We start from the raw sequence: 15849 nt of genomic DNA on the forward strand, positions 1-15849 counted from the left end.
GGACCGTCCCCGTGAACCAGAAGCGAACGGGACATTGTTGCAGAACACTGGTCGGGACCGAAATCATCCCGCCCGGCTGTGGAACGGTCGGACGCGACCGGCTAGATGGTACGACCGGCGTTCTCGTCGTCCAGGAAGTTGCCGGGTGTCGTCTTCTGGACCTGGAGCAGGAACTCCGCGTTGGACTTGGTGTCCTTGAGCTTGCCCAGGAGCAGCTCGATCGCCTGCTGGTGGTCGAGCGCACCCATGACACGGCGCAGCTTGTAGATGACGCGCAGCTCGTCCTGGCCCATGAGGATCTCCTCGCGGCGTGTACCCGACGCGTTGACGTCGACCGCAGGGAAGATCCGCTTGTCGGCGAGCGAGCGGGCGAGCCGGAGCTCCATGTTTCCCGTGCCCTTGAACTCCTCGAAGATGACCTCGTCCATCTTGGACCCGGTCTCCACGAGAGCGGACGCGAGGATGGTGAGCGAGCCACCGTGCTCGATGTTGCGCGCAGCGCCGAAGAACCGCTTCGGCGGGTAGAGCGCTGAGGCGTCGACACCACCGGAGAGGATCCGGCCCGACGCCGGGGCAGCGAGGTTGTACGCACGCGAGAGACGCGTGAGCGAGTCGAGGAGCACCACGACGTCCTGGCCCAGCTCGACGAGCCGCTTCGCACGCTCGATGGCGAGCTCCGCGACGATCGTGTGGTCGGAGGCGGGACGGTCGAACGTCGAGGCGATGACCTCACCCTTCACCGTCCGCTCCATGTCGGTGACCTCTTCGGGGCGCTCGTCCACGAGGACGACCATGAGGTGGACCTCAGGGTTGTTCGCCGTGATCGCGTTCGCGATCTGCTGCATGATGATCGTCTTTCCCGCCTTGGGCGGGGAGACGATCAGGCCACGCTGACCCTTGCCGATCGGGGCGACGATGTCGATGACGCGCGGCGTGAGCTTCGTGGTGTCCGCGTGCTCGAGGCGCAGCCGCTCCTGCGGGTAGAGGGGGGTGAGCTTGGCGAAGTCCGCGCGGCCGTGGGCCTCCTGCGGGTCCGAGCCGTTGACCGAGTCGAGACGCACGAGGGCGTTGTACTTCTGGCGGTTGGCCGTCGCCTGGCCCGTGTTCTCGCCCTCGCGCGGCTGGCGGACGGCGCCGGTGACGGCGTCGCCGCGTCGCAGGCCGGCCTTCTTCACCTGGCTGAGCGAGACGTAGACGTCGTTCTGACCGGGCAGGTATCCGCTCGTGCGGACGAACGCGTAGCTGTCGAGGATGTCGAGGATGCCCGCGACGGGCAGGAGCACGTCGTCCTCGGTCACCTCGGTGTCGTCGAACGCCGGGAGGTCGTTGGTGCCGTTGCCCGGACGCGTGCGGCCGCGCTTGCGGTCACGGTCCCGGTAACGGTCACGGCCGCGACGGCGGCGGCCACCGCGCTCGTCGTCGTCGTCCTGGGCGATGTTCCGGTCGCGGTCGGAGCGGTCGTTCTGGGTGGTGCCGCCACGGTCGCTGCGCTCCGGACGGTCGCCGCCGCGCTCCGCGCGGTCGCTGACTGTGCGCTCGGTGCGCTCGCTGCCCTGGCGCTGCTCGCCGGAACGGTCCGGGCGCTGACGCGACGGGCGCTGCTCCCCGGACTGCCGGGAGGCCCCGTCGCCGCTGGGCACGGAGTCGATGATGTTCGCGGTCGCGTCGGAGGACGACGCCCCGCCGGACCGCGAGGCCTGGGCTGCGCCGTCCTGCGGTGCGCCGGCACCGCGCGCTGCACGGCGGGAGCCGCGCTCACGCTGCCCGCGCTCGGGCAGCGTGACGTCGACGACGGCTGCGGCGGCGCGCGCCGCCCGCTCGTCGGCGGTCTCACCCGGGGCGAGCCGGACGTCCGGGCGCTCGGTGCGTGCCTGCCGTTCCTGGGCGGGCGCCTGAGACTGGACCTGCGTGTCTGCCTGGGCGGCAGCGCGCGCCGACCGGGTGGACCGCTCACGCACCGGAGACTCGGCCGACGCAGGCGGTCCGGTGTCGGGCGTCCGCCCCTCGGCGGGAGCAGCGGTCGGCGTGGTCGCGGGAGTCTTCTCGCCGGCGGACTTCTCCGCAGAGCGTGCGGGGCGCGTCGTCGCGCCACCCTGGGTCGCCTTGATGACGTCGAGAAGATCGCTCTTGCGCATCTTCGACGTGCCCTTCACGCCGAGCTGAGCGGCGAGCGCCTGCAGCTCGGGGAGCCGGAGCGCCGAGATGGCGCCGGAACGGGGTGAGCCGTCTGCAGTGCTGCTGACGGCATCGATGATTTCTGTCACGAAGGACCCTTCCCCTCGTCTACGGCCTCATGCCTCGAGAGGCGGGCCGCGGGCGGTCGACGTACGGCACTGAGGCGGCCGGTACGTAGTACGAGCGCACGTCACGTCGACAGGTCAGACATGACGTCACATGACGTGGCTCGGATTGCCTCCCGGAAGATGTGCCGGTTCCGGATCCACCGAGGCTGTCCAACAGGAATCTCGATGATTCACAGTGACGCCGTGCGGGGCATCTCGCGGTGATCGGAGTGACACACTGCCAACCGACGACTGCCGGAGGGTGCGGGAGACTGCCGCAACTATATCACCAGGACACCCGCATCAGGCCAGGCCCGCGGCTGCGTGGCAGGTCACACGCGCTCCGCGACGGCCCCTCCGAGGTCGAGCCCCGGCTGCAGCGCCCTCCACCGGTCGGAGCCACCGACGAGGTCCTCGACCGCGGCCGCCACCGCGCCCGAGCGGTCGGCTCGGTCGAGCACGAGGACGGTCGGTCCGGCGCCCGAGACCATGGCGGCGATCCCCTGGTCACGCAGCCCGCGCACGAGCTCCCACGTGCTGACCATCACCCCAGAGCGGTACTCCTGGTGGAGCCTGTCCTCCGTCGCGTCGAAGAGGAGATCCGGCTCCTGGGCGAGCGCATGGACGAGGAGCGCGGTGCGTCCCGCGTTGAACGCCGCGTCCGCGTGCGGGACCACGTCGGGCAGGACACCGCGAGCCGTGCGCGTCGCGAGCCGAGACACGGGGACCACGACCGTGGGAGTGACCTCGGGGTGCACGCGCAGCCGCACGGCGCGCGGTCCCTCGCCTGCACCGGGGGTCCACGCCACGGTGGCGCCCCCGAGGATGGCCGGCGCGGCGTTGTCCGGGTGGCCCTCCAGCTCGGTCGCGAGAGCGAGCACGGTCGCGTCGTCGAGCGCGTCCGGGTCGGCGACGAGCATCCGTGCAGCGAGCAGGCCCGCGACGACCGCGGCCGCCGAAGACCCCATACCCCGTCCGTGCGGGATCAGGTTGGTGCACGTGAGGTGCAGCCCGGTCTGGGGCGCCCCCGCATGGTCCAGGGCGATGCGCAGCGCACGCACGACGAGGTGTCGTTCGTCGTCGGGCACCTCGCCGGCCCCCTCCCCGGTCACGTCGACGCGCACCTGCGAGCTACCGAGCGCCCGTACCTCGAGGGTGTCGTGGTAGCCGAGAGCGAGGCCGAGGGAGTCGAAGCCGGGGCCGAGGTTCGCACTGGTCGCCGGGACACGCACGCGGACGTGGTCCGCACCGAGCTGCACAGCCGGCTCAGGCGAGCTGGAGCGCGTCGGCGATGGAGACGACGTCTGCCGTGACCCGCTGCGGGACGATCTCGCCGCCGTCGGCGGTGCGCAGTGCCCACTGGGGGTCCTTGAGCCCGTGACCCGTCACCGTGATGACGATGCGCGCACCGGCCGGCACGAGTCCCCGACGAGCGCGCGAGAGGACACCGGCCACTCCGGCAGCCGACGCGGGCTCGACGAACACGCCCACCTCCGCGGACAGGATGCGGTGCGCGGTGAGGATCTCCTCGTCGGTGACGGCCTCGATGACGCCGCCCGACGTGTCCCGGGCTTCCTCGGCCTGCGTCCAGGACGCCGGGTTGCCGATGCGGATCGCGGTCGCGATCGTCTCCGGCTCGGTGATGGGGTGCCCTGCCACGATCGGCGCGGCGCCCGCGGCCTGGAAGCCCCACATCTGCGGACGTCGCGTGGCGACGCCCGCCGCCTCGTACTCCGTGTAGCCCTTCCAGTAGGCGGTGATGTTCCCGGCGTTGCCGACCGGGAGCGCATGGATGTCCGGCGCGTCGCCGAGCACGTCGACGACCTCGAACGACCCCGTCTTCTGGCCCTCGATACGGTCCGGGTTGACGGAGTTGACGAGCTCGACCGGGTACGCCTCGGCGAGCTTGCGCGCCGCGACGAGACAGTCGTCGAAGTTGCCGTCGACCTGGAGGAGCTTCGCTCCGTGCGCGATGGCCTGGCTGAGCTTGCCCATGGCGATCTTGCCGTCGGGCACGAGCACGGCGCAGACCATCCCGGCCGCGGTGGCGTAGGCCGCCGCCGACGCGGACGTGTTCCCTGTCGAGGCGCAGACGACGGCCTTCGCGCCCTTGTGGGCTGCCGCCGAGATCGCGGTGGTCATCCCCCGGTCCTTGAAGGAGCCGGTCGGGTTCATGCCCTCGACCTTGAGGTAGACGTCCGCGCCGGTCAGCGCGCTGAGCGCGGGCGCTGGCACGAGAGGCGTCCCGCCCTCGCCGAGCGTGACGACGTGCGTCTGGAGGTGCTCCGGGAGCAGGTCGGCGTACTCACGGATGATGCCTCGCCACAGGTGGGCCATCAGGATCCCTCGACTCTCAGTACTGACGTGACGTCCTGGACGGCGTCCAGGTCAGCGATCGCGGCCACCGTCGCCGCGAGGGCGGACTCGGCGGCGTCGTGCGTGGTGATGACGAGGTGCGCCGTGCCGGTGGTGCCGTCCTCGGACGACTGCGGCGCCTGCCGGACGGCCTCGATGGAGACCCCGTTCTCGGCGACGAGGTGCGCCACCTGCGCGAGGACGCCGAGGCGGTCGTCGACCGCGATCCGCACCTGGTAGCGGGTGATCGCCGACGACGGCGAGGCGATCGGCAGCTGCGCATAGCTCGACTCGACCGGTCCTCGGCCACCGAGCACCCGGTGCCGCGCGACGGAGACGACGTCACCGAGGACGGCGGACGCCGTGGGAGCGCCGCCCGCGCCGCGCCCGTAGAACATGAGCTCGCCGGCTGCCTCGGCCTCGATGAAGACGGCGTTGAAGGCACCACGGACACCGGCGAGCGGGTGGGACGTGGGGACGAGCGCCGGGTGCACCCGCGCAGACACACCGTCCGGGGTGACCTCGCAGATGGCGAGGAGCTTGATGACGTGCCCCGTCGTGGCGGCCCAGGCGACGTCGTCGGCGGTGATTGATGTGATGCCCTGGCGGCTGACGTCCTCGAGGGTCACGCGGGTGTGGAACGCCAGGGACGCGAGGATGGCCGCCTTCGCGGCCGCGTCGAATCCCTCGACGTCGGCGGTCGGGTCCGCCTCGGCGTACCCGAGCTCCTGCGCCTGCGCGACGGCCTCGTCGAAGCCCATCCCGTGCGTCGCCATCTGGTCGAGGACGTAGTTCGTCGTCCCGTTGACGATGCCGACGACCCGCTGGACGCGGTCACCGGCGAGCGACTCACGGACCGGGCGGACGAGCGGGATGGCTCCGGCGACGGCCGCCTCGTAGTAGACGTCCACGCCGGCCTCGTCCGCTGCGCGGTAGAGAGTCGGGCCGTCCTCGGCGAGGAGCGCCTTGTTCGCGGTGACGACGGAGGCACCGGCCGCGACCGCGGCGAGGATGAGCGATCGTGCCGGCTCGATCCCGCCCATGACCTCGATGACGATGTCCGCGCGGGCGACGAGGCCCTCGGCGTCCGTCGTGAGAAGCGCGGGGTCGACGACGGCGTCACGGGGCACGGTGGTGTCGCGGACCGCGATACCGACGAGCTCCAGCCGTGCACCCACGCGCGAGGCGAGGTCGTCGGCCTGCTCGGTGAGGAGCCTGACCACCTGCGTGCCCACGACGCCGCAGCCGAGGAGTGCGACGCGGAGCGCCGTTGGTGCGGGCACGGGTGCCACCCTTCGATTCGTCGATCTCGATGCTCTCCGGGGCGGGGAGCACACGTTCGTCCTGCTGTCGGTCTCCGACGATCCTCACCTGCCGCGCGCGCCCGCGGGAGCGCGTCTCAGGATACGGGTCTAGCCGAGGTCGAGAGCGAGGAGGTCGTCCTCGGTCTCCCGGCGCACGATGACCCTCGCCACGCCGCTGTCGACCGCCACGACGGGCGGGCGCAGGACGTGGTTGTAGTTGCTGGCCATCGACCTGCCGTACGCGCCCGTCGCCGGGACCGCGAGCAGGTCCCCGGGCGCGATGTCCGCCGGGAGCTGCAGGTCGGGGATGACGATGTCGCCGCTCTCGCAGTGCTTGCCGACGACGCGCGCGCGCACGGTCTCGGGCGAGCCGCTGCGGTTGGCGAGGCGCGCGGTGTACCGGGCGTCGTAGAGCGCGGGGCGGATGTTGTCGCTCATGCCGCCGTCGACCGCGACGTAGGTGCGGATGCTGCCGTCGTCGAGCGTCACGGGCTTGACCACCCCGACGGTGTAGAGCGTCACCGTCGTCGAGCCGACGACCGCACGGCCGGGCTCGATCGAGATGCGCGGGACGGTCGTGGCGAGCTCGGCACAGACCGCCGCGACGACGCGGGCGAGGTCGGTGGCGAGCGCACGCACGTCGATGGGCACCTCCCCGGGGAGGTAGGCGATGCCGTACCCGCCGCCGAGGTCGAGCTCGGGCATGAGGAAGCCGCTGGCCGCACGGAGGTCCTCGCGCAGGCCGAGCATCGTGCGGGCGTTGAGCTCGAAGGCCTCGGCGTCCTGGATCTGCGAGCCGATGTGTGTGTGGGCGCCCAGCAGCTCCAGCTCGGGGTGAGCGAGGACGGCCTGCAACGCGTCGAGCGCCTGTCCGCCGGTGATCGAGATGCCGAACTTCTGGTCCTCGTGCGCGGTCGAGATGAACTCGTGCCCGCCCGCGTGGATGCCGGTCGTCACGCGCACCATGACCGGGACCCGGTCGTCGGCCGTGCGGCCGGCCGCACGCGCTGCCTGGGCGATCCGCTCGATCTCGGCGTGCGAGTCGACGACGACGCGGCCCACCCGGGCCTCGATCGCACGGGCGATCTCCGAGTCCGACTTGTTGTTGCCGTGCAGGCCGATCTCGGCGCCGGGCACGCCGGCCCGGAGCGCGACGGCGAGCTCACCTCCGGTGCAGGTGTCGACGCGCAGCCCGTCGGCCTGAGCCCACCGGGCGACCGCGACCGAGAGGAAGGACTTGCCCGCGTAGTAGACGTCGACCGCGCTGCCGATCGCCCCGAAGGCCTCCCCGAACGCGTCGACGAACAGTCGCGCCCGAGAGTGGAACGTCTCCTCGTCGAGGACGTAGGCCGGGGTTGCGAAGCTCTCTGCGAGCTCTCGCGCGCCGATGCCCGCGAGCGACAGCTCGCCGTCCGGGTCGAGGGCGGCCGTGAGGGGCCAGACGTCCGGGTCGAGCGTGCGGGGCTCCACCCCTGACACCTCCGACGGCGCGCTCACATCCGCTCCGGTGCCGAGACGCCGAGGAGGGCGAGGCCGTTGGCGAGCACCTGGCGGGTCGCGTCGTTGAGCCACAGCCGCGTGCGGTGGACGTCGGTGACGTCCTCGTCGCCCACGGGGGTCACCCGGCACTCGGCGTACCACTTGTGGTAGTCGCCGGCGAGCGCCTCGAGGTAGCGCGCGACGCGGTGCGGCTCGCGCAGCTCGGCGGCCTGGGCGATGACGCGGGGGAACTCGGTGAGCGACCCCAGCAGCGCGGACTCGGTCTCTGCCGTGAGCAGCGAAGGGTCGAACGCGTCGGCACCTGCCGCGTCGAGACGGTCCACACCGTGGTCGGCGGCGTTGCGGGCGACGTTCGCCGTGCGCGCGTGCGCGTACTGGACGTAGAAGACGGGGTTCTCGTTCGTCGCCCGCGCGAGCAGGTCGAGGTCGAGGTCGATCGTCGAGTCGGCGGAGGACCGTACGAGCGAGTAGCGTGCCGCGTCCACACCCACGGCGTCGACGAGGTCCTCGAGCGTCACGACGTTGCCTGCGCGCTTGCTCATCCGCAGCGGCTGGCCCTCCTTGAGGAGGTTGACCATCTGGCCGATGAGGATCTGCAGGTTCTTGCCGGGCTCGTCGCCGAACGCGGCACAGACGGCCATCATCCGGCCGACGTAGCCGTGGTGGTCGGCACCGAGCATGATGATGACGTCGTCGAACCCGCGCTCGCGCTTGTCGAGGTAGTACGCGATGTCACCCGCGATGTAGGCGGCCTCGCCGTCGGACTTGATGACGACGCGGTCCTTGTCGTCGCCGAAGTCCGTCGTGCGCAGCCACGTCGCGCCGTCGGACTCGAAGATGTGACCGGCCTCGCGCAGCCGCGCGACGGCACGGTCGACCGCGCCCGACTCGTGCAGGGTGTCCTCGTGGAAGTAGACGTCGAAGTCGACGCCGAAGCCGTGGAGGGCCGCCTTGATCTCGGTGAACATCCGGTCGACGCCGATCGCCCGGAAGACCTCCTGGGCCTCGACGTCGGGGAGCGTCAGCGGGTCGGGCTCCCCCGCGGCCGCGACCTGGGCGCGGACGGCGTCGGCGATCTCCTGGATGTACTGACCGCCGTAGCCGTCCTCGGGTGCGTCCTCTCCCTTGGCGCGGGCGAGCAACGAGCGGGAGAAGCGGTCGATCTGCGCGCCGTGGTCGTTGAAGTAGTACTCCCGCGTCACCTCGGCGCCCGCAGCCTCGAGGACACGCGCGAGCGAGTCGCCCACGGCAGCCCACCGCACGCCACCGATGTGGATGGGACCGGTGGGGTTGGCGGAGACGAACTCGAGGTTGATCTTCGTGCCCGCCTCGACCTGGCCGCGGCCGTAGGCGGTCCCTTCGCGCAGGATGGTGCGGGCGAGCTCACCGGCCGTGGCCGCGTCGAGCGTGATGTTGAGGAATCCCGGTCCGGCGACGTCGACGCGAGCGATCCCGGGCGTCGACGCGAGCCGCGTCGCGAGATCGTCCGCGAGCGCGCGCGGCGAGATGCCGGCCTTCTTCGCGAGCTGGAGGGCGACGTTCGTCGCCCAGTCGCCGTGCTCGCGCTGACGCGGTCGTTCGACGTGGACCTGGTCGGGGATCTGGGCCGGGTCGAGGGCGAGCGCGCCCTCGGCGAGGGCAGCGGCGAGGGCAGCGCGAAGGGCGTCGGAGAGCTCGGTGGGGGTCACCCGTCGATCCTACCGACTCCGGGCCAGGGGAATCCCGGAGCCCAGCGAGTAGGGTGCCGGGAGACGAGCGGACCCGGGGACGCGACCGCCACCGAGCTGAGAGAGTTCATCGGATGAACGACAGATCAGGCCTCATCGACCGTGCGGTCGACGAGCTGCGCCGGCACATCACGTCCGGCGACTGGCCGGTGGGAAGCCGGATCCCCACCGAGCCCGCACTCACCATGCTGCTCGGCGTGGGTCGCAACACGGTGCGCGAGGCGGTGCAGTCCTTGGTGCACGCCGGTCTCCTCGTGCGCCGTCAGGGCTCGGGCACCTACGTCCTCTCGGACTCGGAGCTCACGGTCGTCATGGGTCGGCAGATCGCCGACGCGACGCACCACCACGTGCTCGAGGTACGCCGCAGTCTCGAGGTGGAGGCAGCCCGGCTCGCCGCCCAGCGACGCACCGACGAGGACGTGCAGCTCCTCCGGGTGCTCAACGCCGACCGACAACGGGCGTTCGCGAGCGGGGACGTCGACGCGATGGTGGCGTCCGACCTGGCGCTGCACCGGGCGATCGCGGCCGCGGCCGGGAACCCCGTGCTCATGTCGCTCTACGAGAACCTCATCGACGCGATCGGCGCGAACATCCGGACGAACGTCGTCGGACTCGTGCACACGCAGTCGGAGGACGACCACGATGCTCTCGTCGAGGCGATCGCCGACGGCGATGCGCTCCGAGCGATGGGCGAGATCACGTCTTACCTCGAGACGTACATCGGTGATCCTGTGTCCTGAGCGGCCGCCCGGCGCGCTGCCCACGGTCCCCGCGAGCGCCTCGAGTCATCTCCGTCGCCCGGGGCTGGTAATGTGCTCCATGCCTGATCCGGCCGATGCCTGTGCGTCGATCCCGGCCATGGTCCCCGCCCTCGTAGCTCAGGGGATAGAGCGTCTGCCTCCGGAGCAGAAGGTCGTAGGTTCGAATCCTATCGAGGGCACCACTGCACCACCCACGACACCGCGCCGTCGGACTCATCCGTAGACGGCCTGCGTCCACAGGTGCGTCACCGCGCAGGCACGCCACGGTGCCCAGTCTCCGCTGAGCGCGGCAGCCGCCCGTCCGGTGGGTACTCCGAGGGCTCGCTTGAAGACGAGGTCGTCGGCGGGGTAGGCGTCCCGGTCCCCGAGCACACGCAGGGCGAGGTAGTCCGCCGTCCACGGGCCGATTCCCGGCAGCGCGATCAAGGACGCCCGCAGCTCGTCGGGGTCCGGCACGCCGTCCTCGCTGGAGTGGTGCACGGGTGGAGCACCGGCCACCTCCCACCCGAGGTGGACGGCTCCGTCGGCCACCGCTCGCGCGAGGGTCACGACCGTGGCAGCCCGGGCCCGGGTGAGGCCTACGAGCGCGCGCAGGTCCTCGGCGTCGGTCGCAGCGAGCACGGCCGGGCCAGGGAACGCCCGCAGCCCTGCGGGTGCCGGAGACCCGAGACCGGCCACGAGCCGACCCCCGAACGTCCGCGCAGCGGCGAGGGAGACCTGCTGCCCGAGCACCGTCATGACAGCCGTCTCGAAGCCGTCGGTCGACCCGAGCACCCGCAGCCCGGGACGCGCCGCCACGAGCGGACGGAGGAGCTCGGAGCGCCGCAGGTGCGCGTCGGCGACGTCGACGTCGCGGTCGAGGTCGAGCCACCGGCGGACGAGTCCCACGAGGGCGTCGTCGACGACGACGGGCCCGGTGCAGCCCGTGGCGCTGAGCGTGAGACGTCCGGGGGCGGCCCACTCGACGGTGACGACCGTCTCGCCGCCGCGCACGACTCTCGAGTGTCGCCGGGCCGCGAGGTCGCACACCTCGAGGCCGGGAACAGCGTGGGCGTCGATGGTGCGCAGCAGCGGTCCGAGGGTGATGGGTTCGGGGTACGAGAGGTGCACCTGGGTGCTCGTCGGCTCTGCCCGGGTGCTCATCGACCACGCTCGAGATCGAGCAGCCAGGACTTGGCCGCCGCGCCGCCGGCGTACTGGCCGAGGCTGCCGTCCGAGCGCACCACACGGTGGCAGGGCAGGACGAGCGGGAGGGGGTTGCGCGCGCATGCCGACCCGACCGCGCGGGTGGCCCGCGGGCTCCCCGCCCGAGCAGCCACGGCGGCGTAGCTGGCAACCTCCCCGTAGGCGATCTCGGACAGGTGCACGACGACGTCCCGTCGGAAGCCCGCGGTGAGCCGCAGGTCGAGCGGCAGGTCGAACACCCTGCGTCGACCGGAGAAGTACTCCTCGAGCTCACGGGCCACGTCGTCGAGCCGTCCGGGTGCGGCCAGCACCCGTGGGCTGATCCGGCGGGCGAGGACGTCGAGGACGAGGTCGATCCCCTCGCTCGCGAACGCCACCCGGACGAGGCCCGCGTCGGTCGCGGCGAGCAGCAGGTCACCCACGGGCGAGCCGACGACACGGTAGGCGACGTCGAGCAGCCCGTCGGACTGCGCCGCGGCGACAAGACGCGCCCGCAGGCGCGCGATCGCCGGGTCGTCCGGGACGGTGAGCGAGGCGAGCAGGGCGGCATCCTCGGCATCCTCGGCGTCGGGACCCTCTGCCGCCGGGGCGACGAAGGCGTGCTCTTCAGCCATGACGAGCCTCCAGGGGGTAGGTGCGACGCAACCGCGCGAGCCCGTCCGCCGCTGCCCGCCGCGCCGCGACCGCGGTCCCGCCGACGATCTCGGCGACCTGGGCGTACGGCAGGCCGACGAGCACGTGGTAGGCGATGACCTCGCGCTGACGCGGGGTGAGGGCTGCGAGCGCGGCGACGAGGTCGTCGTTGCGCACAGGATCGACGACAGCATGATCGGGTCGCTCGGGGACCTCGGCGACCGGGTCGGCACGCCGAGCCCCGGCGCGCAGGGCGTCGATCCCCTTGCGCTTGGCGATCGTCACGAGCCAGGCCTCGACGTTGGCATCCTCGGGCAGCGCCGGATAGGCACGCAGCGCCGCGAGGAACGTCTCCGACCAGACGTCCTCGGCGTCGCTCGGCCCGACGACCGCACGGCACACCGCAAGGATCGTCGGGCCGTGCCGGGACACGACAGCATCGAACGGTGACTTCATCGGCGAGGGTCCTGCATCAGAACAGCGGCCGCGCTCGGGCAGGGTTCTCGAGGGCGAGCAGGATCTCCTTGCGCTCGAGGCCACCGGCGTAGCCGGTGAGCGTGCCGTCCGCGCCGATGACGCGATGGCACGGCACGACGATGCAGATCGGGTTCCGGCCGTTCGCGGCACCGACGGCCCGGACGGTCCGCGGGTCGCCGAGGTCGTGCGCGATCTCACCGTACGAGCGGGTCTCCCCGTAGGGGATGCGTCCGAGCGCGGCCCACACGCGGTGCTGGAACGGGCTGCCGGCCGCTGCAGTGGGCACGGCGAACGTGCGCCGCTCCCCCGCGAAGTACTCGTCGAGCTCTTCGTGCAGCTGCGCGAAGCCTGCCCTGCCGGCATCGGCGGCACCGAAGGCTCCTGCGGGCGGCCGGTGCGCCGCGTTCTCCATGTACAGCGCGCTGAGCGTGCCGTCCGTCGCCACGGCTGTCAGCACGCCGAGCGGCGAGTCGAGCATCGTGAACGTCTTCATCTTCCCTCGATCCTCCAGGTCCCAGGCCAGGCGCGTGTGCCGGTGCGGCTACGGGTGACACCGTCCTGCCCTGTAGACGTCGGACCGCTCCAGTTCGTGAGGTCAGAAAACATGGGACCTTTGACGCATGTGACGCCGGTTACAACCCCTAGTGTTGAGGGCAAGACAAAGATCTCACACGGGCCGCTACGCAAGGGGACACAATGACCATCACCGACACACCAGTGAACGAGTCGGTCGCCACCCAGATCGACGTCCTGGTCGCCGGGGCGAAGGAAGCGCTGGCCGAGTACGCCGCGTTCACGCAGGAGCAGATCGACCAGATCGTCAAGAAGGCATCGGTCGCCGCTCTCAACCAGCACGGCGCGCTCGCCGTCCACGCCGTCCAGGAGACCGGGCGCGGCGTCTTCGAGGACAAGGCCGTGAAGAACATCTTCGCGTGCGAGCACGTCACCAACTCGATGCTCAAGCTCAAGACCGTCGGCGTCATCAACCGCGACGAGCTCACCGGCATCACCGAGATCGCCGAGCCCGTCGGGGTCATCTGCGGCGTCACCCCGGTGACCAACCCGACCTCGACCGCGATCTTCAAGGCGCTCATCGCGCTCAAGACCCGCAACCCGATCGTCTTCGGCTTCCACCCCTCCGCACAGGCCTGCTCCGTCGCCGCCGCCAAGGTCGTGCGCGACGCCGCCGTCGCTGCCGGCGCCCCGGAGAACTGCATCCAGTGGGTCTCCACCCCGTCGCTCGAGGCGACGAACCTCCTCATGAACCACCCGGGCGTCTCCCTCATCCTCGCCACGGGCGGCAACGCGATGGTCCGCGCGGCCTACTCCTGCGGCAAGCCCGCTCTCGGAGTCGGTGCCGGCAACGTCCCCGCCTTCATCGAGCGCAGCGCCAAGCTCAAGCGCGCCGTCAACGACGTGGTCCTGTCCAAGGCCTTCGACAACGGCATGATCTGCGCGTCCGAGCAGGCCGTCATCCTCGACGCCCCGATCTACGACGAGGCCATGGCCGAGTTCGCCACCCTCCACGCCTACCGCGCGAACGCCGCCGAGAAGGCCCTCCTCGAGGACTTCATCTTCGGCGTCCAGGCCGACTCGGAGAACTGCGGCGAGGCCAAGCTCAACGCCAAGGTCGTCGGCCAGTCACCGGTGTGGATCGCCCAGCAGGCCGGCTTCACCGTCCCCGAGGAGACGTCCATCATCCTCGTCGAGGTCTCCGGGGTCGGTCCCCACGAGCCCCTCACCCGCGAGAAGCTCGCGCCCGTCCTCGCGGTCCTGCGGGCCGACGGCGCCGAGCACGGCATCACGCTCTCCGAGCAGATGGTGGAGTTCGACGGCCTCGGCCACTCGGGTTCCATCCACTCCGAGGACGCGGCGATCATCGAGGAGTTCGGCTCCCGGGTCAAGGCCGTCCGCATCATCACGAACGCCCCGAGCTCGCTCGGTGGCATCGGCGACATCTACAACGCCTTCATCCCCTCGCTGACGCTCGGGTGCGGCTCCTACGGCCACAACTCGGTCTCCAACAACGTCTCCGCGGTCAACCTCGTCAACATCAAGCGCATCGGCCGGAGGAACAACAACTTGCAGTGGTTCAAGGTTCCCGCCAAGACGTACTTCGAGCCGAACGCCATCCGCTACCTCGCGGACATGCGCGGCATCAGCCGGGTCACGATCGTCACCGACTCGACCATGACGCGCCTCGGCTTCGTCGACAAGATCCTCGACGTGCTCAACCGTCGCGGAGAGCGCGTCGCGCTCCAGATCATCGACGACATCCTCCCCGAGCCCACGGTCGACTCGGTCCAGAAGGGCGCCGAGCAGATGCGCCACTTCAACCCCGACACGATCATCGCGCTCGGTGGCGGTTCCCCGATGGACGCCGCGAAGGTCATGTGGCTCCTCTACGAGCACCCCGAGATCGAGTTCGCGGACATGAAGGAGAAGTTCTTCGACGTCCGCAAGCGTGCCTTCAAGTTCCCCGACCTCGGCGAGAAGGCCAGCCTCGTCTGCATCCCGACCACCTCGGGCACCGGCTCCGAGATGACGCCGTTCGCGGTCATCAGCGACCCGGTCACGGGCAAGAAGTACCCGCTGGCCGACTACGCGCTGACGCCCACGGTCGCGATCGTCGACCCGGTCCTCACCGCGATGATGCCGTCCTTCCTCGCAGCCGACTCCGGCTTCGACGCCCTCACGCACGCCACCGAGGCGTACGTGTCCGTCTACGCGAACGACTTCACCGACGGCCTGTGCCTCCACGCGATCAAGCTCATCTTCGAGAACATCGAGGAGTCGGTCGTCGGCGGCCCCGGCAGCACCAAGGACTCGGTCGTCAAGGCACGCGAGAAGCTGCACAACGCAGCCTCCATCGCCGGTATGGCGTTCGGTAACGCGTTCCTCGGTATCGTCCACGCGATGGCACACGTCACGGGCGCTGAGTTCCACCTCATCCACGGCCGGACGAACGCGACCTACCTGCCGCACGTCATCCGATACAACGGCACCGTCCCGACCAAGCTCACGAGCTGGCCGAAGTACGAGCACTACGTCGCTCCCGAGCGCTTCCAGGAGATCGCCCAGCACCTCGGGCTCCCCGCCTCCACTCCCGCCGAGGGCGTCGAGTCCTATGCACGGGCCGTCGAGCAGCTGCGCGACAAGGTGGGCATGCCCCGCTCCTTCCAGGCGCAGGGTGTGGCCGAGGAGGACTTCATCGGTCGCCTCGACAAGCTCGCCATGGGCGCGTACGAGGACCAGTGTGCACCGGCGAACCCGCGCATGCCGATGCTCGAGGACATGAAGACGATCATGGAGGCCGCGTACTACGGGACGTCGTTCGCCGAGGTCCGCGCCGGCCGCACGGCCGTCGTCGAGGCAGCGATCGAGACGGGCGCCGAGACGCCCGCGGACGCGGTCGAGGCGGCTCCGGCCGAGGCAGTCGAGGACGCCCAGGCGGTCTCGAAGAAGACCCGCAAGACGAGCCGCTAGTCACCCTCGGAGCCCGGTCCCGCGCGTGCGGGACCGGGCTCCGACGGACAGCACCCGTCACGCACGAACGACGTCCCGTAGTACGCGGCCTCCATGATCGTCTTCATGTCCTCGAGCATCGGCATGCGCGGGTTCGCCG

At 71.0% G+C, this 15849-nt stretch carries 12 protein-coding genes and 1 tRNA gene; 3 read left to right on the forward strand and 10 right to left on the reverse strand.

Annotated features, from left to right (window positions below):
• Nucleotides 1–101: 101 nt before the first annotated feature.
• From rho to argS, 6 genes are all read right to left on the reverse strand, one after another.
• Complete coding sequence (gene rho, locus ABKW26_RS08680) at nt 102–2264, reverse strand: transcription termination factor Rho (RefSeq protein WP_348592738.1); 2163 nt, start codon at nt 2262–2264, stop codon at nt 102–104.
• Between the two features lie 350 nt (nt 2265–2614).
• Complete coding sequence (thrB, locus tag ABKW26_RS08685) at nt 2615–3541, reverse strand: homoserine kinase (RefSeq protein ID WP_348592740.1); 927 nt, start codon at nt 3539–3541, stop codon at nt 2615–2617.
• 7 nt (nt 3542–3548) lie between these two features.
• Entirely contained in the window at nt 3549–4619 is a 1071-nt protein-coding gene (gene thrC / locus ABKW26_RS08690; RefSeq protein ID WP_348592742.1) for a threonine synthase, read from the reverse strand.
• Nucleotides 4619–5929 carry a homoserine dehydrogenase gene (locus tag ABKW26_RS08695; RefSeq protein WP_348592744.1) on the reverse strand — a complete coding sequence of 437 codons (1311 nt, stop codon included), beginning with the start codon at nt 5927–5929 and terminating at the stop codon, nt 4619–4621. The genes thrC and ABKW26_RS08695 overlap by 1 nt, the downstream gene beginning before the upstream one ends.
• 120 nt (nt 5930–6049) lie before the next feature.
• Nucleotides 6050–7411, reverse strand: coding sequence for a diaminopimelate decarboxylase (gene lysA / locus ABKW26_RS08700; protein WP_348592746.1), 1362 nt, complete (start codon nt 7409–7411; stop codon nt 6050–6052).
• A 23-nt stretch (nt 7412–7434) separates the two neighbouring features.
• Nucleotides 7435–9129 carry an arginine--tRNA ligase gene (gene argS, locus ABKW26_RS08705; protein WP_348592748.1) on the reverse strand — a complete coding sequence of 565 codons (1695 nt, stop codon included), beginning with the start codon at nt 9127–9129 and terminating at the stop codon, nt 7435–7437.
• 113 nt (nt 9130–9242) lie between these two features.
• Between argS and ABKW26_RS08710 the strand changes: the two genes are divergently transcribed.
• Nucleotides 9243–9908 (forward strand): FadR/GntR family transcriptional regulator, encoded by a 666-nt coding sequence (locus ABKW26_RS08710; RefSeq protein ID WP_348592750.1) that lies wholly within the window; start codon nt 9243–9245, stop codon nt 9906–9908.
• Nucleotides 9909–10035: 127 nt separating this feature from the next.
• Nucleotides 10036–10111 (forward strand) — tRNA-Arg (locus ABKW26_RS08715).
• Between the two features lie 31 nt (nt 10112–10142).
• On the opposite strand, the gene ABKW26_RS08720 is transcribed toward ABKW26_RS08715, so the two are convergent.
• The 4 genes from ABKW26_RS08720 to ABKW26_RS08735 are packed head-to-tail and all read right to left on the reverse strand — an operon-like array spanning nt 10143 to nt 12717.
• On the reverse strand, nt 10143–11072 hold the full coding sequence (locus ABKW26_RS08720; protein WP_348592752.1) for an AlkA N-terminal domain-containing protein: 930 nt from the start codon (nt 11070–11072) through the stop codon (nt 10143–10145).
• Nucleotides 11069–11728, reverse strand: a complete 660-nt coding sequence (locus ABKW26_RS08725) for a methylated-DNA--[protein]-cysteine S-methyltransferase (protein ID WP_348592753.1) — start codon at nt 11726–11728, stop codon at nt 11069–11071. The genes ABKW26_RS08720 and ABKW26_RS08725 overlap by 4 nt, the downstream gene beginning before the upstream one ends.
• Entirely contained in the window at nt 11721–12203 is a 483-nt protein-coding gene (locus tag ABKW26_RS08730) for an RNA polymerase sigma factor (protein ID WP_348592755.1), read from the reverse strand. Before ABKW26_RS08730 ends, ABKW26_RS08725 begins: the two co-directional genes overlap by 8 nt.
• A 16-nt stretch (nt 12204–12219) precedes the next feature.
• Nucleotides 12220–12717: a methylated-DNA--[protein]-cysteine S-methyltransferase gene (locus ABKW26_RS08735; RefSeq protein ID WP_348592757.1), complete on the reverse strand. Its 498-nt coding sequence runs from the start codon at nt 12715–12717 to the stop codon at nt 12220–12222.
• Nucleotides 12718–12920: 203 nt separating this feature from the next.
• Here ABKW26_RS08735 and adhE point away from each other — a divergent pair, with 203 nt between their 5' ends.
• Entirely contained in the window at nt 12921–15710 is a 2790-nt protein-coding gene (gene adhE, locus ABKW26_RS08740) for a bifunctional acetaldehyde-CoA/alcohol dehydrogenase (RefSeq protein WP_348592759.1), read from the forward strand.
• Nucleotides 15711–15849: the final 139 nt, after the last annotated feature.

Origin of the sequence: Sanguibacter sp. 25GB23B1 (assembly GCF_040012415.1) — a bacterium.
Classification (GTDB): Bacteria; Actinomycetota; Actinomycetes; order Actinomycetales; family Cellulomonadaceae; genus Sanguibacter.

Excerpts from the sequence above, each read along its gene's own strand:
- thrC (WP_348592742.1), bottom strand. The coding sequence starts at position 4,619 with ATGGCCCACCTGTGGCGAGGCATCATCCGTGAGTACGCCGACCTGCTC.
- ABKW26_RS08710 (WP_348592750.1), top strand. The coding sequence starts at position 9,243 with ATGAACGACAGATCAGGCCTCATCGACCGTGCGGTCGACGAGCTGCGC.
- ABKW26_RS08720 (WP_348592752.1), bottom strand. The coding sequence starts at position 11,072 with ATGAGCACCCGGGCAGAGCCGACGAGCACCCAGGTGCACCTCTCGTAC.
- ABKW26_RS08725 (WP_348592753.1), bottom strand. The coding sequence starts at position 11,728 with ATGGCTGAAGAGCACGCCTTCGTCGCCCCGGCGGCAGAGGGTCCCGAC.
- ABKW26_RS08730 (WP_348592755.1), bottom strand. The coding sequence starts at position 12,203 with ATGAAGTCACCGTTCGATGCTGTCGTGTCCCGGCACGGCCCGACGATC.
- ABKW26_RS08735 (WP_348592757.1), bottom strand. The coding sequence starts at position 12,717 with ATGAAGACGTTCACGATGCTCGACTCGCCGCTCGGCGTGCTGACAGCC.
- adhE (WP_348592759.1), top strand. The coding sequence starts at position 12,921 with ATGACCATCACCGACACACCAGTGAACGAGTCGGTCGCCACCCAGATC.